Genomic DNA, 21,691 nt, shown 5'->3' with positions numbered 1-21,691 from the left:
CCGCCGCGTGGCGCGCGGCGTTACGCGAACGATGCCTTCACCAGCGCATGGAGGTCGCTCGCGAAGCTGGACATCGAGATGGCGCGATGGCGCACGATGCCGACCGTGCGCTCGATCGTCGGGCTCGCGATCGGCACCGCGCGCACTGCGGGCGAGCCGTATGCACGCAGCGCGCTCTCGGGCAGGATCGCGCAGCCGACCCCGGCCGCTACCAGCGCGGCAACGCACGAGATGTGCTCGACTTCGTAGAACCAGCGGGTTCGCACCGCTTCCTGGCCCATCAGCATTTCGAGCAGCAGGCGATTACCGCTGTCGCGACCGCCGATGATCAGCTTCGCATGGCGCAACTCCCCGAGCGTGACGGCGTCCGCGCGCGCCAGCGGATCGTCGTCGTGCGCCGCGAGCACGTAACGGTCGGTGAAGAGCGGTTCGAACACGAGATCGTCGTCGTCGCCGGGATGCAGGCTCACGCCAAATTCGGCGATACCCGCGCGCACCTGCGACAGCACGAAGTCGTGATTGCCGTCGAGGATCTGCACGGCGACGTGCGGATACTTGGCGGCGTAGCGACGCAGCACGTCGGGCAGCGCCTGTGCGACGACCGTCGGAATCGACGCGAGCCGTACCTTGCCGTAACGTTTTTGCGCGATGTCCTGGATCGACGACAGCATCATCCCGAGCTGCGCGATCTGCTCGCGCGCCATCGGCAGGAACTGGCGGCCGACGCCCGTCAACGTCACGCTGCGCGTGGTGCGCTGGAACAACTCGACGCCGAGCGTCTGTTCGAGTTTCTGGATGCGGCGCGACAGCCCCGGCTGGGTGAGGTTCAGCTTTTCCGCTGCGCGATGGAACGTGCCGAGCTCCGCGACGGCGACGAATGCTTCGAGTTCCGAGTTTTCGACTTTCATGGAGCTCCGGTGTGCAGGCTGGATCCGGCATTCGGGCATGCCGGCATTCCGACGTATGGCCGCAGGACAAGCGGATATTCTCGTCGATATCGATTTGACGCAGGCGAGGCGCTTGAATGCGTGGCGGTCGGATGGATGAAGTTTGCCGTGACCCGGGGTTCAATCCGCAGATCAATTTACCGACGCCGACACCGGGCCGCCGTTGGTTGCCGCAGCGCCGATTCAGCATGGTTTCCGACATGATGCGCGGGTGTATCCCACTGGTTTGGGATACGAATTTTTACCTAAGATGGAAGGACTCGTGCGCGTGATACGGTGCCTGCACGCGCATGGCAGGCAGGAGGCAGGGCCGGGAACGACTGCAGCAGATGTTTCCATCATGGATGCGAATGTGTGCGTGGCGGCTGCGGATCTTGCAGTCGCATCGACGCCAGCGTGTGCGGCGGCAATCGCCGCGCGAAAGGCGTCCGGCCGGCGCGACCGAGTCGCCACGTTCCGCCATGCGATTGCCGCAATCGTTTGCGTCCTGAGCGCGACACCTGCCGTCCTCGCCGGAGCGACTGCGGTGACGGAGCGTCCGGTCGACACGGTGCAACTTGCCGCCGCCACCACGCCGGTTAGTCCAACGGGTCCCGCCTTTTCGTCACACGACTCCGCCGTGCGTCAGGTGGTGCTCGGCATCATCAGCTTCACGCGCTGGCCGTCGACGCCCGTCCGCCTGCATCTGTGCGTGACGGGCAGGCCGGACTACGCGGGTGGCCTGACCGATACGCTGCAGGCCGGCTCGACCCTGCTCGACGTGCAGCGCATCCGTTTCGACGATCCCGCGCTCGGCATGGCGTGCGACGTCGTCTATCTCGGCACCCTCGGCAACGATGAGCGAGCACGGGTGAAGGCCGAGCTGTCCGGCCGCCCGGTGCTGACCATCGCCGAACACGATATGTCCTGCACCGCGGGCGCGATGTTCTGCGTCACTGTCGAGGGTGAGCGCGTCACCTTCGACATCAATCTCGATGCCGTCGCGCGCAGCGGCGTGCGCGTGCATCCGAACGTCCTCAATCTCGCACGACGGCCGGTGACGCCATGACACGCTTCGCGCCCCCCGTTTCCGCTTCGCGCCTGCGGCGCCCGACGCTGCAAAGCGTGCTGCGTCGCGCGCACCTGCGCCTCGCGTTCGTCGCGGTGACGATGGCCGCCGTGTCGTTGATCGTCGTCGCCGTGATCGCGTTGCGCGCGTATGCCGGCAACAACCTGAACCTGCTGGCGCGCTCGCTCGGTTATACGGTCGAGGCGGCGCTCGTGTTCGGCGATCGCGTCGCGGCGAACGAGGCGATCGGGATGATCGCCGGCGACGAGGACGTCGCGCAGGTGGTCGTCACCGACAGCAAGGGACAACTGTTCGCGACGTGGCAGTTGCCGGCCCGAAACGGGATCGCGCGGCTCGAGCGCGCCGTCGCCGATGTGGCGCTGCCGGGGCCGGTCACCGCCCCGGTGATGCATGACGGCATCATCGTCGGCCACGTCGTCGTGCGCGGGCGCGGGCACCAGTTCTTCGGCTTCCTGCTCGGCGGCGTCGGCGGCATTCTCGGCTGCCTTGCCGTCAGCGTGTTCGGTGCGTATGTCAGCTCGAAGCGTCTGCTGCGCGACATCGTTTCGCCGCTGCGCGCGCTGGCGGGCGTCGCGCACGCAGTGCGGCGCGAGCGTGCGTTCGCGCGGCGCGTCGAGCCCGCGGCGATCGCCGAACTGAACCAGCTCGGCGACGACTTCAACGCGCTGCTCGACGAACTCGAAGACTGGCAGAACACGCTGCGCGACGAGAACGCGTCGCTCGAACACAAGGCGACGCACGATGCGCTCACCGGGTTGCCCAACCGCGTGCAGTTCGAATCGCGCCTCGCGCTTGCGCTTTGCGAGGCCACGTTGACGGGGCAGCGGGTCGCCGTCCTCTATCTCGACTGCGACCGCTTCAAGGAGATTAACGATTGTCTCGGCCACGACGCCGGCGACGCGGTGCTGATCGGCATCGCGTCGCGGCTGCGCACGCGGGTGCGCGAGACCGATCTCGTCGCCCGCCTGGGCGGCGACGAATTTGCGGTGATGCTGGCGGCGCTGCCTGAAGCGGGCAGCGTGGGCCGGATCGCCGACGAGATTTTGTCCGGCATGGCGCCGTCGATCGAGTTGTCCGACGGCCGCGTGGTGGCCACCATGATGAGTGCCGGCGTTGCGCTGTATCCCGATCACGCGTCGGACGCGAGCGGCTTGCTGCGCGCGGCGGATATCGCGATGTACCGCGCCAAGCGCGCGCGGCCGGGATCGTGGCAGCTCGCGGAGAGCGTTGCAGGGCCGGTGTGATGTCGATCGACTCGCGCTGCGGGCGAGGCCGCAGCGGCGGTTAAAAGAAGCGCTTGCAGAGCGGGCGCGATAGAAGGGGATGTGACATGAACCACTCGTTTCCTGTGAGCATGGGGCGGATGTGCGTCGGGAGCGCGCTGCTGCTGTGCATGCTGCTGGGGGGCTGCAAGACGCCGCCGCTTCATCGCGGGTTGACGCAGACGCAGGTCACGGCGCTGAAGTCGGCCGGGTTCCAGGAGACCGGGCAGGGATTCGAGTTCGGGTCGACCGGGCCGATTCTGTTCGATTTCGACCGGTACAACCTCAAGCCGGATGTGCGGCGGATCGTTGAGCGGATCGGGCGGACGTTGAGTTCGGCGGGAATCAACGGGGTGCGGGTTTATGGGTACTCGGACGAGGAGGGGGAGGCTGCTTACGATCTCGAGTTGTCGAGGCGGCGGGCTGAAGTCGTTGCGGTTGAGTTGGTTGACGTCGGACTCGATGCGAAGCAGATCGCGATCATCGGGAAAGGGAAGCGCGATCCGGTAGGGGATAACCGCACACCGGCCGGGCGGGCGCAGAATCGGCGGGCGGCGATTGTGGTTTCGCCGCGGTGAGGCGACGCGGTGCGCGTGGCTACCGGCGCCGACAAGCACGCTGGGCCGTCTGTTGTAACGGTTCGTCACCATTGGCGCGAAAATGTCCGAGCGGCCGTTCGTAAGCGGCGAGCCTTGATGTTCGCGGAATTCAGGATCGCCATCGACTGGATTCATCATCGCCAAAATGGCGATTTTCGATTCATCGGAAATGAAACGATCGGTCGTCCAAATAAAATCGTTCCGCCTTTTTGAACGCTGCATCGTGGGTACGCACATGCGGCGACGGACGGAACGAGTATGGCCATCGAACCCAAGGATCTGCTGCCGCACTTCGAACGCGAGATGACGCTGCTGCGCCGTTCGATGCAGACGTTTGCTCAACACTTTCCCAAAATAGCCGCTCGCCTGGCGATCGCCGGCGGGCATTCGGACGATCCGCACGTCGAACGCCTGTTGCAGTCGTTCGCGTTGATGGCGGCGTGTCACGACATTCGTCTCGAAGATGATGTGCCTGCGTTTACGCACGGTTTTCTCGATACGCTGCACGGCGCATTCCTGCGCCCGTTCCCGTCGTGCGCGATTGCGCAATTTCATGGCGACCGCAGCAGCGAACTGACTGCGCCCCGCGTCGTTCCTCGCGGCGACCGGCTGATCACGCCGATCGGCAAGGAAGTATTTCGTATTGCCGATGACATCGAGATCGTGCCGCTGACGGTGTCGTCGGTGCGTTACACGACATCGTCGATCGCGCCGCGCGACGTCGCGTTGCCCGCGGAAACGACCGGCTTGCTGACCTTCACGTTCGAGCTCACTACGCCGGAGGCGACGTTCGCCATCGTGCCGGACAGATTGCGCCTGCATTTCACCGGTGCGAGGGAAATCGTCGCGGCGCTCACCGATGCCGCGTTGCTTCTTGCCGGCCGAAGCTTCGCCGAAGCAGGCGATTCAACGCGCTGGAAGCGTCTGCCGGACGCGACGTTCACGGCCGTCGGATTCGAGCCTGCCGATGCGCTGCTCGACGTGCGGCCGGACGATGCCCTCTGGCCGTTCCACTTGCTGATGGCGTATTGCGCGGTGCCGGAGCGCTTCGACTTTGTCGACCTGGACATGCGGGCGATCAAGCGAATCGCCGGCGGCAGCCGTCGCGTCGCGCTCCACCTCGCGATCGCGGGCGTGCATCCGGATTCGCATCGCGCCCAGCGCCTGGCCGCCGCCACGGCCGACCACGTCCGGTTGTTTTGTGCGCCGATCATCAACCTGTTTCCGGACGACGCCCAGCCGATCGAGACACGCGCCGGTTGCGCCCACTATGCGGTGAGAGCGCTCGCGCAGGCGGGAGCGTCGCGCACGGCTATCTGGTCGATCGACACCGTTCGTCATGTTTCCGACTCGGGAACGTCGACGCTGGCGCCGTTCCGGTCGCTGCGGCATGGCGCGGATAGGCGTCCCGGGTTGTTCTGGACGGTGTTGCGCGATGAGGCAAGGCGGGCACCGAAGGAACCTGTCGATTCCCGGTCCAAGAAGGCGGACACGCCCCCGACGCCGGCCCCGGCCGAGGCTGCCGAGGCGCTCCGCGGCGTCGAACTGGAGCTGGTTGACCGGGACGGACGACCTGCCGACCCCGGCCATCGCAAGCTGGAGATCCGGCTGTCCTGCACGCAGGGTGATCTGTCCGGGATGCATGAGCGCGAACTGGCGTTGCCCGCGGGCGATCCGGCGGGAACGGTCAGGCTGCTGAACCGGCCGACCCCGAGCCGGCCGCCCGCTTTCCGCCATGGGGAGCTGTGGGATCTGCTGTCGCTCCTCGTGCCGCAGGCGATCCGGCTGGACAAGGGCGGCCTGACCCAGCTCAGGCGGGTTTGCGCGCGCTGGGCGGAAGACTCCGTCGATGCCGGCCGGCGCTTCGATGCGCTCGTGTCGTTGTCGACGGCGCGCGTGCGGTGCTGGCTGCCCGGCAAGCCGGCATCGGCTTTCGTGCACGGGCTGGAGGTGCGGCTGGTCGTGGACGAGCAGCGTTTTTCCGCATTCAGCCTGAGCGGATTCGCGCACGTGATGGACCGGTTTTTCGCGCCATACGTGCCGGTAACCAGCTTCGTGCAGGTCGTGTTGTTTTCGGCCGCTACCGGCGCGCTGCTTCGGCGTGGTGCGCCGCGTCCGGGCACTCAGCCGCTGGTCTAGTTTTTCGATTTTCAGGGCCCGAACGAAAACGTTTGCGGACGTCTTTCAAGCGCTCGGGTTTTACCCTACATTATCGGGGCCGCGGACCGGCGATCCGGCCGATGGAACCTGAGATCACACGCAAGGAACAAGAATGAGTTTCGCTCCGAACGGGGGTATTCCCAATGGATTGGGCGGCGGTGCGCTCGGCTCCCTGAGCGCGCTCGGGGGCCTCGCCGGCCCGATCGCGTCGAGTGTGGCCGGCAGCCTCGGGCCGCTCGCCGGCCTGGCCGGGCACGTCGACACTGTCCAGCGCGCGATGCAGCTCGCGCAGACCGGCTTCTCGCTGATGGACAAGACGCCCGGAGCGATTGCCGAAGCGATCAACGGCGCCGCCACCCCCGCGCGCCTGACCCAGCTCAACCGATACGTCACGCTCGATACGCCGCTCGGCCCGGATGTGCTGCTGGTCAGCGCGGCCGTCGTCGACGAGCACGTGAACCGCTTGCCGGAAATCCACCTCGACCTGCTGTCGCACCGCCACGACCTGCGGCCGGAGGACCTGATCGGCCAGCAGGTCAAGATCCGCTTCGACCAGCAGGCGCGTTTGTCGACGCTCGAACGCGTCGTGGCGTCGGGCACCGGCGACAACGACCGTTACTTCGACGGCTACGTTGCATCGTTCGACCGGGCCGGCAACCCCGGGAACGTCACGCAATACCACCTGACGGCCGTGCCGTGGTTCTGGTTCCTGACGCGCTCGACCGACTGCCGGATCTTCCAGAACAAGACCGCGCAGGACATCCTCACCGAGATTTTCCAGGAACACGGTTTTGCCGATTTCGTGTTCGACATCCGGACCAGCCAGAAGCCGCTTGAGTACGTCGTGATGTACCAGGAGAGCTACTACAATTTCTGCGCGCGGCTGATGGAGCAGGAGGGGCTCGTGTGGACGCATCGTTACGAGAAGGACAAGCACTTTCTCGTGATCGGCGACACGAACCTGCTGTTCCGCCCGATCGACGGGCTCGCCACCGTGCCGTTCGCCGCGACCGAGGCCAGCGAGGACAGCGGCATCGACCAGTTGCATGAAGGCCGGCGCTTCGGCGTCGGCAAGGTCACGTTCCGCGACTTCAATCACCAGAATCCGTCGTCGCCGCTGATGCTGGTGGAGGCCGGGCCGCAGAACCTCAAGCATGCGCGGCTCGATGCGACCGAGCGGTTCGAGCACCAGTCGCTGTACGACCACGGCGACGACGGCAACCGCTATGCGCGTTTCGCGATGGAGGCCGAGGAGGCGCAAGCCCATCGCTATACCGGCGGCGGCTATGCGTGGCGCATGACCACGGCCGGCGCCGTCAACGTGGCGAATCACCCGGTGCTCGAGAACAACCAGGAATACGTGATCCTGCACGTGCGTCACGAGGCCGTGAACGACTACACGCAGCACAGTGCGAAGCTGCCGTACCGCAACAGCTTCTCGCTGCTGCCGAAGAAGATTCCCTACCGTGCGCCGCGCGCGACGCCGAAGCCGGTGATTCACGGCACGCAGTCGGCGATCGTCGTCGGTCCGAAGGGCGAGGAAATCTACACCAACGGGAGCGCCGTGAAGGTGAATTTTCCGTGGGATCGGCGCGGCAAGAAGGACGGTTCCGATTCGATGTGGGTGCGCGTGTCGCAGCCGTGGGCGGGCGACGGCTGGGGCGCGGCCGCGATTCCGCGGATCAAGCAGGAAGTGCTGGTGGCGTTCAATCAAGGTGATCCGGATAACCCGGTGATCGTCGGCCGCGTGTTCAACGGCGAGCAGGGCAACCCGTATCACGGCGCCGCCGGCCAGACGATGGGGATCAAGAGCCAGACGCACAAGGGGCAGGGGTCGAACGAGATCCGCATGACCGACACGAACGGCATGCAGGAATTCTTCATGCACGCGCAGAAGGACATGAACACCGTGGTCGAGAACAACGAGACGCACAAGGTGTTCGGGCCGATGCGTACCGTCCTCGTGGCGACGGGCAGCGAAGAAAAGCAGATTCCGCAGGGCAACCTGACCGAGACGATCGCCGAGAAGCGCAGTACGACCGCGACCACAGTCGAGGTGACGACGCCGGCCAAGGATGGCGGTGGCGGCACGCAGGTCCACGTGGCCGAGCGGGGCATCTTGCTGAAGGTGCAGAACAGCTCGATCTCGCTCGCGCCGGAAGGCATTCGCCTCGAGCACAACGGCTCCGTGATCCTGATGACCGACGACGGCGTGACGGTGAACGGCAAGCGCATCGATCTCAACAAATAACTCGAACGACACCAGCCATGCACTACGCAATCCATGAAGGCACCTTCGAATTGCCGGACGCGGCGCTCGACTGCACCGTCAACATGCTGATTCTTCCCGTCGGCCCGGGCGGGCTGAGTCTCGTCGTGTCCCGCGGCCGGCTGCGCGAGCAAGAGTCGATCGACGCGTTCGTCGAGCGCGAATGGGCGCAGGCGTCGCGCACCGCGCAGAACCTGAACGTGCAGTCGCGACGCCCGGTGACGGTCGGGCGGGCGGAATGCCCCGGCGTACAGACGGAATCGACGCATGAACAGGACGGCCGCACCTTTCATCAGATGCAGACGGCGTTTCGGCTCGATGCCGGCGGGCAGGTGATCGTGATGACGTTGACCAATGCCGCGCCGCTCAACGACGAACAACGTGCGCTCGCCGCGCGCATGCTGGAGAGCTTCCAGCCGCGCCCGGTTGCGCCCACGCTGGTTTCGGATGCCGGCCGCCCATGAGTCAGCCGGCCGCTCGTAAGGACGATCCCTTTACCCACACGACGCTCGCGGGCGACCTGCTCGGCATGGGCGGGTCGCTGCTGGGCGGCTTGGGGATCGGATGGGCGCTGACCACGATAGCGGAAGGTCTCGTGTTCGGTGCATTGGGTGCGCTCGAAATCGGCACCGGTGGGCTGGCGACGCCCATCGTGCTGGCGATCGGTGTCGGCGTGGCCGCCTACATGCAGGGCTCCGGCCTCAACGACAAGATCGACGAGGCCGCGAAGGGGCTCGGCAATGCCATTTCTCCGCCCGAGGAGAAAGGCACGATCCAGAACGGCTCCCCCGATGTGTTCGTCAACGGGAAGCCGGCCGCACGCGCGGCCGACGGCGCGGACATGGATCCGGTTCTGTGCAGCGATCATCCCGGTCCGCAATTCGTTGCGCAAGGGTCCGACGTGGTGTTCATCAACGATCTGCCCGCGGCGCGAGTCGACGACAAGACCACCTGTGACGGCACGATCTCGAAGGGCTCGCCGGACGTCTTCTTCGGCGGCGGCACGAAGACCGTGCGCGACATCAGTGCGGCGCGGCCGTGGGTCGCCGGACTCGGCGCGGCGATCGGTATCGCGCTTGCGCTCTGTGGTCGAGGCAAGGGAAGCTGGGGCGATTTCGTCAAGGGCAAGCTGCCGTGTCTCGCGATGAACTTCGCGGCCGGCATATTCGGCACATGGCTCGGCAGCAAGATGCAGCCGTCGGCCGGCCATCCCGTCAACGTGATCACCGGCGGCAAGATTCTCGACGGCAGCGACGACACGGACTTCGTGTTGCCTGGCCCGCTGCCGATCGTCTGGCGGCGCTTTTACAGCAGCCACGACGATCGCGCCGATGGCTTGTTCGGGGCCGGCTGGAGCGTGCCGATCAGTGTCGAATTGAGGTTGGTGCGGGGGAACGGCGTCATCACGTCGATCACGTACTGGGATGAGCAGGGGCGTGATATCGAGTTTCCGGCGGTGCCGCCGGGTGAGAGTCATTTCAGCGTGCCTGAAGGCATCTACCTGATTTGTACCGTCGGCGGGCACTATGTGATCGAAACGGTCGATGGCGCGTATCGCGATTTCGGCCCGGCCGGGGCGCCGGCGTCGGATGCTGAAACGCTGGGCCTTCGGCGGCTCGAGGACCGGAACGGCAATTGGATCGAGGTCGAGCGTGCGAGTGTCGGCGAACGGGTGCGGCCGGTTCGGCTCCACGATAGCGCCGGCCGTGTGCTGACGCTGCATTACGATCCGGAGCATCCGCGACGCGTCGCATCGATCGAACTGGTACGTGGTGTCGACGGCGAATTGCCCGAGACCCTGGTTCGTTACGGCTATACGAACGCCGGCGAACTCGCATCGGTCACCGATCGCAGCGGCCATACCGGGCGGCATTTCGGTTACGAACAGGGCCTGATGACACGGCATACGCTGCCCGGCGGACTACAGTGCTTTTACGCGTGGAACGGCGTCGGTCGCGACGCGCGTGTCGTGCGCCACTGGACCGACGACGGCGAAGCGTACACGTTCGACGCGGACCTTGCGCAGCGTTCGGTGACGATCACCGACCAGATCGGGCGCGTGACGCGCTGGACGTGGAACGAGGATCAGCAGCCGACGAGCCATACGGATGCTGAAGGCAATGTCTGGCAGTTCGAATGGAATGCGATGCGGCAGCTGATCAGCACGACCGATCCGGCCGGCCATGCCACTCGCTTCGAATATGACGAGCGCGGGCGGCAGACGCAGCGCATCGACGCGCTCGGCCAGGTCGAGCGGACCGAATGGAACGGGCACTACGATCTGCCTGTTGCGGAAATCGATCCGACCAACGCGCGATGGATCTATCGTTACGACGCGCGCGGCAACCTGACGATGACGCGCGATCCGGCGGGTTTCGCGACCGAGTATTACCGCGATGATCGTGGGCTCGTGCATACGATTCGCGATGCGCGTGGCGGGTACAAGTTCCTCGAATGGAATGGTCGGGCGCAGTTGACCGCGTATACCGATTGTTCCGGCAAGGTCACGCGTTTTGCGTATGACGCACGTGGTGCGCTCGCGCGGGTGACGGATGCCGCCGGCCATGCCACCGTGTACGAAACGGATGCGATGGGGCGGGTCACGGGAATCGGGACGGCTGATGGTGCGCATCAGACGTTTCGGTACGACGTGGCGGGGCGCCTCGTTGAGGTCGTTGATGCGAATCAGCGCAGCACGCGTTACGAGCTCAATCCGCGTGGATTGTTGCTGGCGCGCACGGATGCGGCTGATCGTGTCGTGCGGTTCGGCTATGACGATGCGTTCCGGTTGGCGAGCTTGACCAACGAGAACCGTGAGACGTATCGCTTTCAATATGACCGTCGCGATCTCGTTTCCGCACAGATCGGTCTTGATGGTCACAAGCGTACGTACGAGTACGACGTGTGCGGTCAAGGTACGATCGTACGCGATGGACAGATCGAGACGCGATACGAGCGCGATGCGGTCGGGCGGTTGACGGCGAAGCAAGCCGCGCACGAGCGTTGCGAATACCTGTATGACGAGGCAGGCCGGATCACATCGGCCGAGTTGTACACCCTCGCCGCGCGTGGGCCAGCGCTGAAGAATCGCGTCAGCCTGAAGTACGACAAGCGTGGAGAAGTCGTCGAGGAATACACGCCGACTGGCTGGCTCGCACACACCTACGACGAGCTTGGCAATCGCGTCAGCACGACGATTTCCGGCGAGCGCACGATCGATTGGCTGCATTACGGGTCGGGGCATGTGCACCAGGTTCGTTTCGACGGTGCCGCGGTTGCGGACATCGAACGGGACGATCTGCATCGCGAGGTGCTACGGACGCAGGGCAAGCTGACGAGTCACTTCGGGTATGACGCGGTGGGACGCCGTGCTCGGCAAACTGCGCAGCGAGGTACGGCGGGCGGAGAGTTGCTTGCGAAGCAGTGGCAATACGATGCAGCAGGTGACGTGATCCAGAAGCGCGATCAGCGTTATGGCACGACGAGCTATCGGTATGACCCGACAGGGCGTATCGAACAGGCCGCAGGGCCGGGATTGCCGTCGGAAGTGTTTCGCTGGGATGCGGCGGCGAACTTGGTGTCGAGCGATCACCCGGGCGGCTACGTTGAGCACAACCGGCTCAAGATGTTCGAGGACAAGCGCTTCGAGTACGACGCGTATGGGCGGCTCGTTCGCAAGCTGAGTGGGCATGGGCCGGCTAAAGAATTGGTGCTTGAGTACGACGATTGGAACCAGTTGAAGACCGTCGTGACGAAGGACCGGCTCGGAATCGCGACAACGCATTTCGAGTACGACGCGTTCGGCCGGCGGATCCGGAAGCTCAATGGCAGTTATGCGAGTACGGATTTCCTGTGGGACGGCATGCGGTTGGTGCAGGAGACGTATCACGACCGTCAGGGTGAGGAAGCGCTGACGTATTTGTACGAGTCCAATAGTTATGTGCCGCTTGCCCGGATCGATCAAGGGAAGGCGGCGGCGAACGATGCGGATGTACGGGATGCGGTTTATTACTTCCACAACGATGTTTCGGGGTTGCCGGAGGAACTGACTGACGCTGATGGCGAGCTGGTTTGGCAGGCGCGCTACAAAGTGTGGGGCAATGCGGTGCAGGAGGAGTGGGTTGCGCGGGCGCCGCGGCGGTCGGCGGCCGCCTGGGGTGAAGTGTCGGTGGCCGCACCGACGTCGACGCACGTACCACGACCACAGAACCTGCGGTTCCAAGGGCAGTATCTAGATCGTGAAACTGGGCTGCACTACAACACGTTCCGGTTCTACGATCCGGATATCGGTCGGTTCATCAATCCCGACCCGATCGGCCTGCTAGGTGGAACGAACCTCTACCGGTACGCACCGAATCCGATCCAATGGATCGATCCGTGGGGATGGGCTTACCAGGGCGTCGACTTTTCTGGGAGTCCCAATCTGTTTCCGGTGACGGAAGGCCAGCGGAATATCGTAGAGATCACCATGCAGGGATCGAGATCGAGAGACTTTGTTCAGGCATTCAAAGAAGCGAATATTTCAAAGGCTGATGCCACCGGCTATACGTGGCACCATCTGAACGACTTCAATCCTGAGACGGGGCGCACGACGATGCAACTGGTCGAAACGCAAGCACATATCGACACATTCCCGCATGCTGGTTCGGCGGATCAATTTGCAAAGCACTTTGGCGTTGCATACGATTCCCCCGACGCCGTGCGGGTCGCCCAAGAGCAGGGATGGTTGAAGGGGCGCAGTCCCAAACGAGGATGCTAACGGAGGAAGTATGAAGCAAAACGAGTTCTCGAAGTGTGGGCCCGCCATTGACCGATCGGGCATAGAGAAGCTCGAGAGCGATTTAGGCGTCCAGCTACCGGAAGCGATGAAGGGTCACTACCTGAAGTTCAATGGTGGCATGCCAGTTCTCGACTGGTTTCCAATGGAGGATGATTGGGAGCCGATATGGATCCATGAATTCCTTCCTATCGGAACGCAGGGTGCTAGCAAGCCTAGCGTTCAAAGCATTTATGCGCGAGTCGCGGGTAAGGGGGGATACCCTCGAACCTTTGTTCCATTTGCCACTGATCCTGGCGGTAATCTCTTCTGTGTCGACACTGATGGCGGTGCCGTACATTATTGGTTGACCGACACCTACGACGAAACGTTGACGGACTTGGAGAACCGCCAGAAGGCTGATCGGCGTCTGACTGATTCATTTGACCAATTCGTCAGCTCGCTCGTTTCTGAAGATGAGGCATTCGGCTAGCGTTCGGTCCTGCGAAGCGATGGCAATCCGGGGCTGGGCGGACAAGGGTCGCCGCTAGTAGCGTTTGCAAGCAAGTTGAAGCTGATCAAGCTCGTCAAGCCGCTGAGCGGCCGCACCTTTCATCAGATGTAGTTTGGAGGTGAATATTTTCGATATCGAGTCACATAAAAAATATCTCGAATCAATTCTTGCTGCTGGAAAGCTCGATAACCTTGCTCGTTTTGGTGTTTGGTGTTGTATTGGACTTGCGCACGACGACTCAATATTCGAGTTCCTTGCCACGCATGCGAGGGACGCAAGCGCACAGATCAGACAACGAGTCGGCGATTACCTCGATCAGGTGTGGAACGGAAACGAAAAATCCAATCCGCTAAGCGATCTAGAGCAAGTGGACTGGGACCCTGATGCTGTCGAAATGGATGACGATGCTGCTGCCCAAGGCGCAACTGATTTGCTAGCAGGGCTGTCTTTTTTGGTGAAATGGTGTGCTGAATACAACGTGGAACAGTTGGCTGCATGTGCCGAGATTCTGATAAATCGAATCGACTACTTGGAGAGTTTTGAGTTGATTGGAGGACATGTGGCGAATCCAGTCGACCATGAAATGAATGTGCAGAAGGATTTTGCTCGTGAACTCGTTGCAGGTACCTTGACAGATCGTGACAAGATGAAATATCACGAGTGGTTATTCAATCTTGGTTCTCCTTGAATCATGAATTCAAGGAGCAATCATACAAACGATTGACGTGTTGATTTCCCATAGTCAAATCGTAGTTCGATCGAGGCCGTACCAACGCATTTCGAGTACGACGTGTTTGGCCGGCGGATTCGGAAGCTCAACGGCAGTTACGCGAGTACGGATTTCCTGTGGGACGGCATGCGGTTGGCGCAGGAGACGTATCACGATCGTCAGGGCGAGGAAGCGCTGACGTACTTGTATGAGTCGAATAGTTATGTGCCGCTTGCCCGGATCGATCAAGGGAAGGCGGCGGCTAACGATGCGGATGTACGGGATGCCGTTTATTGCTTCCACAACGATGTTTCGGGGTTGCCGGACGAGCTGAGGTCGATGCGGAGGTAAATGATATGGGGTTATTGAAAGTAAAACCAGGCGATATTGTTGCAATTCCCTGTGAAATGAGCGGTGAGTGGGGGCTTGTGTATTCTCGGGTGATTTTTGTTGGGGTGACAAAGTGGATTGAAGTTTTTGATGAATTTAATGTTGACTTTGATGCTGTTTTGGAGGGTGCAAAGTCAGAAAAATTTGGGAAAAAGTATCGTCTTTTCAATCCGACTATGGCGTCTTTTGATTTTGGGAGAAATTTTTGCTCCGTGAAGTGGCCCATGCTGTCGTCGGATCCTCTGTATGCGTCGAATCAGTCGAATTTCTCTGAAATAGAATTTGAGGGTCCGTCGTATCAAGAGTTGGGAATTTATTACAAGGGTGGTGAGAAGTTTGTTGAAAAGCAAGGGGTGCGCAGGAATTTGGATGATATGACGATATTTTCCAATCCGCAGCTTGTTCGACGTATAAATTTGTATCTTTCCGGATACATTGAAAAAGGCGCGCCATGGAATTCGCGATTGGTAAAATCGATTATTGAAAAAGAGGGGATGGATTGGTGGGTGGGTGGAATAAACGCATGCAATGACAAAGCTGATGTGGTGGCTCTTGCATTCAACGAGTGGCGTACCAAAAAGAAACGATGAAAGCGTATCGATCTTGGGGGCGTCGACAGGAATACACGCCGACCGGCTGGCTCGCACACACCTACGACGAGCTCGGCAATCGGGTCAGCACGACGATTTCTGGCGAGCACACGATCGATTGGCTGCATTACGGTTCAGGGCATGTGCACCAGATTCGTTTTGATGGTGCCGCGGTTGCGGACATCGAACGGGACGATCTGCATAGTGAGGTGCTACGGACGCAGTGCAAGCTGACGAGTCACGTCAGGGGCGAATTGGTCCGCCTGAATTTCAGAATTAGGACAAGATTTTCGATAATCCAGTATATGTGGGCGGAGTGTTATCTAATTACCCAAAGTGGGGGTATAAATGTTGGATAATACAATTATCCCCGGAAAATCGCTGGGAGGGATTCTTCTCGGTGAGTCGGTTGAGGATGTCATTGACAGATTAGGTGCGACATGTGCCGTAATCAGAATGGATCGGAACGCGGTCAAGGTTGATAACGCGATTTCTGTCTACCATGATCCGGCGAATGGTCGTATCGAAAGTCTGGCTTGCAATAATAAGTTTAGAGGGAATTTCCAGGGAAAACTATGGCCAGGCATGACAGTGGGCGACGTATTGAAAAATACGGAAACGCAGATCGCATGGTGCGGATTTGTTCAGGTGGATGACATAAAGGGAGTGGGGCTTTCGTTGCCGGACGAGTTTGATGATTTCGAGCGATTAACAGATTTTCTAAGTTTGGATTTTGTCTTCAATGAGTTGTGGGTTTATTCATTCTGAAGTGGCTGGTCTATTGCTGTTTTTGGTGAGGAGGTGTTAAAGGTGCGTTGTGAGGGAGCGGTGCTATGGGGAGGTTCGATCCCATTTTGCTTATGTGGTGAAAAATAACAAAAAAGTGCGGGTTTGTTGCTCCCCTTGGTAAGGGGTCTTTCAAACAAGGTGAGGCGGTGATAGAGGTAATAACATATCTCAAGTCCGAGGGTGGGTTTGTAGATTTCCATAGTTTCGATGGAAAAATACAAGATCCAGATTACATCGAAGGGGCTATTGAGCTCTCTGTAGATGGGGTCGTTCTTCTTGATAAATCAATGTGGGATTGTGTTAATCAACTATGGGCGTATTTGGCTGAAGGTTTGGTGTGTGTTTCACGCGGGGAGGGGTTCAAGACTTATTTTCCAGATCAGCCTATCGAAATAAAGTTTGCGGTGCACGGCGCCAGTGTGGTTTTTTCTGTAACCGTTCGAGAAACCTTAAAGGTGGTTGTGGATCGCTTTGAATTTGTCTCTGAAATGAAGCGATTCGCAATCGAATTTTTTGAGGACCTGAAAGGTAGGGGCGGGAGGGTTTCTGCTGGATCAGATCTCTATCTAGATAAACTGAATTCGATATAAATCTATGGGTGAATTGGTGTCTGGGGCTGATCGGTGCTTGAGTGTGATTCTTCTGGAAGATGTAGATTTTATCGAGTTAGTTGGAAGGATTGGGTCACTATTTGATGCGTGTTTGGTTGTGATGGGCAAAAAGGGGCGCTATATCGCGAAGGGGGGAAGGGGATAATTTTTTTCTCGAGATTGTTGATAGGGTTGACCGCCTTGGTGACTTTTTGAGTGACGACAATCACGTTGTTGATTTTTATGTTGCGTCGAATTTTTATCCGGAATTTGAGGATAGAGTTTAATTAATTTTTAAGTGCGGTAAAGTTAGATGGAAGTATGCGGTATGGTCGAAAATTGATCGACATGAGAGGTTGCGCGAAATATATCCTGATTAGGATTGGTCCGAGGTGCTGAGTCGTAGCGAGCAGAGCGGCCTCGAGTAAATCAACCCTACACGGCGAGAACTCCGCACCGCACCCCTGATCTGAAGCGCCTCGAGTGTGTAGGCCATCTGAGGGGCCTGCATGAAAACCGTAAGTGCAACTTCGACAGATGATCGGCCGCGCGTTGTGACGTTGCTGGATTCGCACGTTCATCACAAGTGGCATCCACGTGCGTGCGCGCTCAAAAGCCTTGTATGGGCTACACGAGTATCGAGCCGGCGCACATCGTCGAGTCCGAACTCGTAGAACTGTTTCAAATCGTCACGCTCCGCTTAATCGTGTTCCGAATAGATGGCGCAGGCGTCGACATGCTCGCCATTACCGTCAACATGCGCAATAACCAGAAAACTGACCAAGCCGCGTACCTATGCCCAATGGCTAACGTGCGCTTAAATGCGCGCAAACGATGGTTTAATGTGCAATGTCCAACTGATGATGATCGTGTTGCCTGCCGTGCACGCGAGCGGAAGTGCCACACGCGCTGATCCTCTACCGAAGCATTGCTTTCATCGATCCACCAACAAAGGAGGAATCCGAACCATAAAAACGCCGCGGTAAACGAGCGCGGGCCGCAAGTGCTACCAACACTCACGACCCGCTAACCACAGTCAACTAAGAGAGAGTTGTCCATGGCTAAGCCGAATCATAAAGCACGACCGCCGAAGACGGAACGTTTCATCACGGTCCAGGAAATGTGGGGTACCCCGAAGACCATGGATCCGAGGCCGGAGACGTTTTATCCGTACATGAAGATTGGTGGAATGTGGCTGATCAACGATGCGTGTTTTGTTCCGGGCCGCAAGGCGCGGATCGAGATTGAGCCGGGGAGGCTGATCATCACGCAGCTGTAAGCGCAACGCCGCGGGATGCGGCCGCGCTGCGCGACGTCGCGCAGCGCGCCGGACAGGGTAGAGCAGCCGCAAGCGGCAGCCGCCCAAAACCGCACATCACCAAGCGATATCGCAAGACGACCGCGACGTCCCCGCACCGCCGGTAGCCGTGCACTTCGTCCCCGATCCGTTGTCGTAGAACGTCCGCGTCTCCGGCTGCGGCACCGACGGATCGAATGGATTCGGCGCCCCGTGTGGACCGCGCGGCGCATCGTACGGCCGCTGAGGTGCATACGACCCGCCGCTACCAGCCGGTCGCGATCCGTTCGCGCGCAGGTATTCATTCCAGTTCTGCTCGCGCTGCTCATATCCAGGCACTGCGCGACCAAAACTGTCGCTCCCGCCCGCGCCAAGCGCGACGCGGTTCGGAGCCGAGACAAAATCGGGTTCGTGTTTAAAAGAAGGCGGCGATGCCACGAGCGCATCGCTTGTCACCCTCAACGGCCGCGTATCCAGCGTATCGAACGGGCTCCGTGCGTCAGGCGCAGCGAACTGCACCCGTCGGCGGCTCATACGCGCCGCATGCCCGTCATCCCGAGCAGCCGCACGCCGCTCCGAGCGAAACACATTGGCACCGGCCGACCGATCGGTCAGCGCATCGCGTCCCGAAGCATGGGAGGCAGAAACAGAAAGCGCGCACGCAATCGCGGCGGCGGAAGATAGGCGGATAGGGCAATTCATGGGCGATCCGAAGCAGGTGATGTGCATTGAAAGAACGGCAGATCACTGGCTGGCGGCTGGGCGACGAGGGGGGCGTCGAAGCGGCCCTGAAGCGACTGCGAGGCGCGGCGAGCGCGACTTGCAGGGAGGCTGGCTGGATTGCAGAGGCGAATTCGTATTATTTCATGGAAATATCAAAAAGCTTTCAAGCTGTTTAGATTTGATTGGTAAACAGAAAGATTTACCGCCTCGCCGAGCGCCCCGTCCTGGTGCGTGCTCCCGAAATCATCAGTCGATTGATTTCCAGCGACCGTGCCCTCGGTAGCCCGAAAAATACGAAACCGAGAACCGCCCATCGCCGAACACCAAGCCCAGCAAGGAACTCACCCCGATCCTCCTGCCGAATAGCAACCCAATTGCACCCAAAGCAACCGTCCCCGCCTCCCCAAGGTTGCGCTCCCATCGCCACCCGCCCATCTCAAAAAAGTACGTGTTTTCCCTCAGTCGACAGGCATTTTTGACAGACGATTGAAAAACGCTCATATAATTTCGGCTGCCTTGCCAACAGCTGTCGGACCATCCCTCCGAACCAGCGATTTGGCAAGCGGGGCAGGCGAAACGCTTGCGCAATGCAAGACGCATCACGATGTCTTTCCGAACCAGACGTCCCCTTCGGGGACTGCAAGAGCCGGGCCCCGCTACGCAACATTCCGCTGGAGTTCCGTCTTCTATGTGTCTCGGGCGTGTCCCATGTCCTCGCCCCGGGTGCTGTTCGATTGCGCAAGTCATGCCGCCTTTGCCCGTATGACTAAACAACATCGAGGAGCTCCCAGATGACGCTGTCCCGTCTTACGTCCATTTCCGTCGCCGCCGTGCTGTTCGCCGCCGGCGCCGCCGCCGCGCAAGCGGAAACCGTGAAGATCGCCATCGCTGGTCCGATGAGCGGCTCGGTCGCCCAATACGGCGACATGGTGAAGGCCGGCGCGCTGACCGCGATCGAACAGATCAACGCGGCAGGCGGTGCGGGCGGCAACAAGTTCGAAGTCGTGATGATGGACGACGCGTGCGAGCCGAAGCAGGCCGTTGCCGTCGCCAACAAGATCGTCAGCCAGAAGATCAAGTACGTGATCGGCCACGTGTGCTCGGGTTCGACGATTCCTGCATCGGACATCTACGAGAACGAAGGCATCGTGATGGTCACGCCGTCGGCTACCGCGCCGCAGCTGACGGAAGGCAAGAAGCGCCACTTCATCTTCCGCACGATCGGCCGTGACGACCAGCAAGGCCCGGCCGCCGCGCACTACATCATCAACAACGTGAAGCCGAAGAAGGTCGCGATCCTGCACGACAAGCAGTCGTACGGCCAGGGCATCGCGTCGTCGGTGAAGAAGGACCTCGAAGCCGCGAAGATCCCGGTCGTGCTGTTCGAAGGCGTCAACGCCGGCGATTCGGACTACTCGGCGATCATCACGAAGCTGAAGTCGCAAGGCGTCGATTTCGTCTACTTCGGCGGCTACCACCCGGAAATGGGCCTGCTGATGCGCCAGGCGCGCGAGCAGGGCGTGAAGGCGACGTTCATGGGGCCTGAAGGCGTGGGCAACAAGGACGTGACGGCGATCGCCGGCCCGGCTTCGGAAGGCATGCTGGTCACGCTGCCGGCTGACTTCTCGGCCGATCCGGCCAACGCGGCGCTCGTGAAGGCGTTCGCGGACAAGAAGCGCGACCCGAACGGCCCGTTCCAGATGCCTTCGTACGCAGCGGTGAAGATCATCGCCGACGCGATCGCGGGCGCGAAGACGACCGATCCGACGAAGGTCGCCGCGTACATGCACAAGACGACGTTCGACACGCCGATCGGCAAGGTCGCGTATGACGCACAGGGCGACCTGAAGGCGTTCAAGTTCGTCGTCTACACGTGGCACAAGGACGCGACGAAGACCGCCGCCAAGTAACAACGGAGTATCCGCCCGCGCACCCGCCCTGTCCGAGACCCGGACGGGGCGCGTGCGCATTTGGCTGCGCATTCCCATGCGCGGCCAAAGAGGGCGGCCCGAGACGACACCGTGCGTTGCGCGCGGCCGAACGCCGTGATCCGGCGACGGCATGCGACCCAGCGCCAACGGGAGCTTCCCGCACATGACTGACTTCTTTCCTCAATTCGCCCAGCAGCTGGTCAACGGCCTGACGCTGGGTGCGATCTATGCGTTGATCGCCATCGGCTATTCGATGGTCTACGGCATCATCGGCATGATCAACTTCGCCCACGGCGAGATCTACATGATCGGCGCGTACGTGGGCCTCGTGACCCTCACTGCGATCGGCATCTCCGCCGGCTATCCGCTGCCGCTCGTGCTCGGCGCCGCGCTGATCGTGTCGGTGATCGTCACCGGCCTGTACGGCTTCGCGGTCGAGCGCGTCGCGTATCGCCCGCTGCGCGGCGGCCCGCGCCTCGTGCCGCTGATCTCCGCGATCGGCATGTCGATCTTCCTGCAGAACTACGTGCAGATCGGCCAGGGCGCGCGCGACGTGTCCGTGCCCGTGCTGATCTCCGGCGCATTCGAGATCCATCTCGGCGGCGACTTCGACGTGACGATTCCGTATGCGCGCCTGTTGATCGTCTGCGTGACGCTGGTGCTGATGATCGCGCTCACGCTGTTCATCTCGCATTCGCGGATGGGCCGTGCGTGCCGCGCGTGCGCCGAGGACATGAAGATGGCGAACCTGCTCGGCATCGACACGAACCGCGTGATCTCGTTCACGTTCGTGCTCGGCGCGATGCTGGCGGCCGTCGGCGGCGTGCTGATCGGGCTGACGATCGGCAAGCTGAATCCGTATATCGGCTTCGTCGCAGGCATCAAGGCGTTTACCGCCGCGGTGCTCGGCGGGATCGGCAGCATCCCGGGCGCGATGCTCGGCGGCGTGCTGCTGGGCCTCGCCGAAACCTTCGCCGCGGGCTACATGCCGGCCGAGTACAAGGACGTGGTCGCGTTCGGCCTGCTCGTGCTGATCCTGCTCTTCCGCCCGACCGGCCTGCTCGGCAAGTCGGACATCGAAAAGGTTTGAGGGAGA

At 61.1% G+C, this 21,691-nt stretch carries 19 protein-coding genes; 17 read left to right on the top strand and 2 right to left on the bottom strand.

Going from position 1 to position 21,691, the window contains the following annotated elements; genetic code table 11:
* Positions 1 to 20: 20 nt before the first annotated feature.
* Positions 21 to 908 (bottom strand): LysR family transcriptional regulator, encoded by an 888-nt coding sequence (locus HWW87_RS21390; protein ID WP_175822017.1) that lies wholly within the window; start codon positions 906 to 908, stop codon positions 21 to 23.
* Between the two features lie 379 nt (positions 909 to 1,287).
* Between HWW87_RS21390 and HWW87_RS21385 the strand changes: the two genes are divergently transcribed.
* The 15 genes from HWW87_RS21385 to HWW87_RS21315 all read left to right on the top strand — a co-directional run bounded on the left by HWW87_RS21385 (position 1,288) and on the right by HWW87_RS21315 (position 17,923).
* Complete coding sequence (locus tag HWW87_RS21385) at positions 1,288 to 1,995, top strand: YfiR family protein (protein ID WP_175822016.1); 708 nt, start codon at positions 1,288 to 1,290, stop codon at positions 1,993 to 1,995.
* Entirely contained in the window at positions 1,992 to 3,260 is a 1,269-nt protein-coding gene (locus HWW87_RS21380) for a diguanylate cyclase (protein WP_175822015.1), read from the top strand. Before HWW87_RS21385 ends, HWW87_RS21380 begins: the two co-directional genes overlap by 4 nt.
* Positions 3,261 to 3,346: 86 nt before the next feature.
* Positions 3,347 to 3,856, top strand: a complete 510-nt coding sequence (locus HWW87_RS21375) for an OmpA family protein (protein ID WP_175822014.1) — start codon at positions 3,347 to 3,349, stop codon at positions 3,854 to 3,856.
* Positions 3,857 to 3,871: 15 nt separating this feature from the next.
* Positions 3,872 to 4,090, top strand: a complete 219-nt coding sequence (locus HWW87_RS21370; RefSeq protein WP_175822013.1) for a hypothetical protein — start codon at positions 3,872 to 3,874, stop codon at positions 4,088 to 4,090.
* Between the two features lie 45 nt (positions 4,091 to 4,135).
* Complete coding sequence (tssF, locus tag HWW87_RS21365; protein ID WP_175822012.1) at positions 4,136 to 6,016, top strand: type VI secretion system baseplate subunit TssF; 1,881 nt, start codon at positions 4,136 to 4,138, stop codon at positions 6,014 to 6,016.
* 133 nt (positions 6,017 to 6,149) lie between these two features.
* Positions 6,150 to 8,288, top strand: a complete 2,139-nt coding sequence (tssI, locus tag HWW87_RS21360) for a type VI secretion system tip protein TssI/VgrG (RefSeq protein ID WP_175822011.1) — start codon at positions 6,150 to 6,152, stop codon at positions 8,286 to 8,288.
* 17 nt (positions 8,289 to 8,305) lie between these two features.
* Complete coding sequence (locus HWW87_RS21355; protein WP_175822010.1) at positions 8,306 to 8,770, top strand: DcrB-related protein; 465 nt, start codon at positions 8,306 to 8,308, stop codon at positions 8,768 to 8,770.
* Positions 8,767 to 13,065 (top strand): RHS repeat-associated core domain-containing protein, encoded by a 4,299-nt coding sequence (locus HWW87_RS21350; RefSeq protein WP_175822009.1) that lies wholly within the window; start codon positions 8,767 to 8,769, stop codon positions 13,063 to 13,065. Before HWW87_RS21355 ends, HWW87_RS21350 begins: the two co-directional genes overlap by 4 nt.
* 10 nt (positions 13,066 to 13,075) lie before the next feature.
* The gene (locus tag HWW87_RS21345) at positions 13,076 to 13,555 is read left to right on the top strand and encodes an SMI1/KNR4 family protein (RefSeq protein WP_175822008.1); all 480 of its coding nucleotides are present in this window, start codon (positions 13,076 to 13,078) and stop codon (positions 13,553 to 13,555) included.
* Between the two features lie 139 nt (positions 13,556 to 13,694).
* Entirely contained in the window at positions 13,695 to 14,264 is a 570-nt protein-coding gene (locus tag HWW87_RS21340; RefSeq protein ID WP_175822007.1) for a hypothetical protein, read from the top strand.
* Positions 14,265 to 14,578: 314 nt separating this feature from the next.
* Complete coding sequence (locus HWW87_RS21335; RefSeq protein ID WP_175822006.1) at positions 14,579 to 15,265, top strand: hypothetical protein; 687 nt, start codon at positions 14,579 to 14,581, stop codon at positions 15,263 to 15,265.
* 348 nt (positions 15,266 to 15,613) lie between these two features.
* Complete coding sequence (locus HWW87_RS21330) at positions 15,614 to 16,033, top strand: hypothetical protein (protein ID WP_175822005.1); 420 nt, start codon at positions 15,614 to 15,616, stop codon at positions 16,031 to 16,033.
* A gap of 167 nt (positions 16,034 to 16,200) precedes the next feature.
* Positions 16,201 to 16,644 carry a hypothetical protein gene (locus tag HWW87_RS21325; RefSeq protein WP_175822004.1) on the top strand — a complete coding sequence of 148 codons (444 nt, stop codon included), beginning with the start codon at positions 16,201 to 16,203 and terminating at the stop codon, positions 16,642 to 16,644.
* Positions 16,645 to 17,266: 622 nt separating this feature from the next.
* Positions 17,267 to 17,557, top strand: a complete 291-nt coding sequence (locus tag HWW87_RS21320; protein ID WP_175822003.1) for a hypothetical protein — start codon at positions 17,267 to 17,269, stop codon at positions 17,555 to 17,557.
* 144 nt (positions 17,558 to 17,701) lie between these two features.
* Positions 17,702 to 17,923: a hypothetical protein gene (locus HWW87_RS21315; protein WP_175822002.1), complete on the top strand. Its 222-nt coding sequence runs from the start codon at positions 17,702 to 17,704 to the stop codon at positions 17,921 to 17,923.
* Between the two features lie 96 nt (positions 17,924 to 18,019).
* On the opposite strand, the gene HWW87_RS37575 is transcribed toward HWW87_RS21315, so the two are convergent.
* The gene (locus tag HWW87_RS37575; protein ID WP_347879296.1) at positions 18,020 to 18,670 is read right to left on the bottom strand and encodes a hypothetical protein; all 651 of its coding nucleotides are present in this window, start codon (positions 18,668 to 18,670) and stop codon (positions 18,020 to 18,022) included.
* 785 nt (positions 18,671 to 19,455) lie between these two features.
* Here HWW87_RS37575 and HWW87_RS21310 point away from each other — a divergent pair.
* A complete protein-coding gene (locus HWW87_RS21310; RefSeq protein WP_175822001.1) occupies positions 19,456 to 20,574 on the top strand; it encodes a branched-chain amino acid ABC transporter substrate-binding protein in 1,119 nt (372 codons plus the stop codon).
* A 184-nt stretch (positions 20,575 to 20,758) separates the two neighbouring features.
* Complete coding sequence (livH, locus tag HWW87_RS21305; protein WP_006749488.1) at positions 20,759 to 21,685, top strand: high-affinity branched-chain amino acid ABC transporter permease LivH; 927 nt, start codon at positions 20,759 to 20,761, stop codon at positions 21,683 to 21,685.
* Positions 21,686 to 21,691 lie beyond the last annotated feature (6 nt).

It is taken from the genome of Burkholderia sp. BCC0419, assembly GCF_902830285.1.
GTDB lineage: Bacteria > Pseudomonadota > Gammaproteobacteria > Burkholderiales > Burkholderiaceae > Burkholderia.
This window is presented reverse-complemented; position numbering and strand designations above follow the sequence as displayed.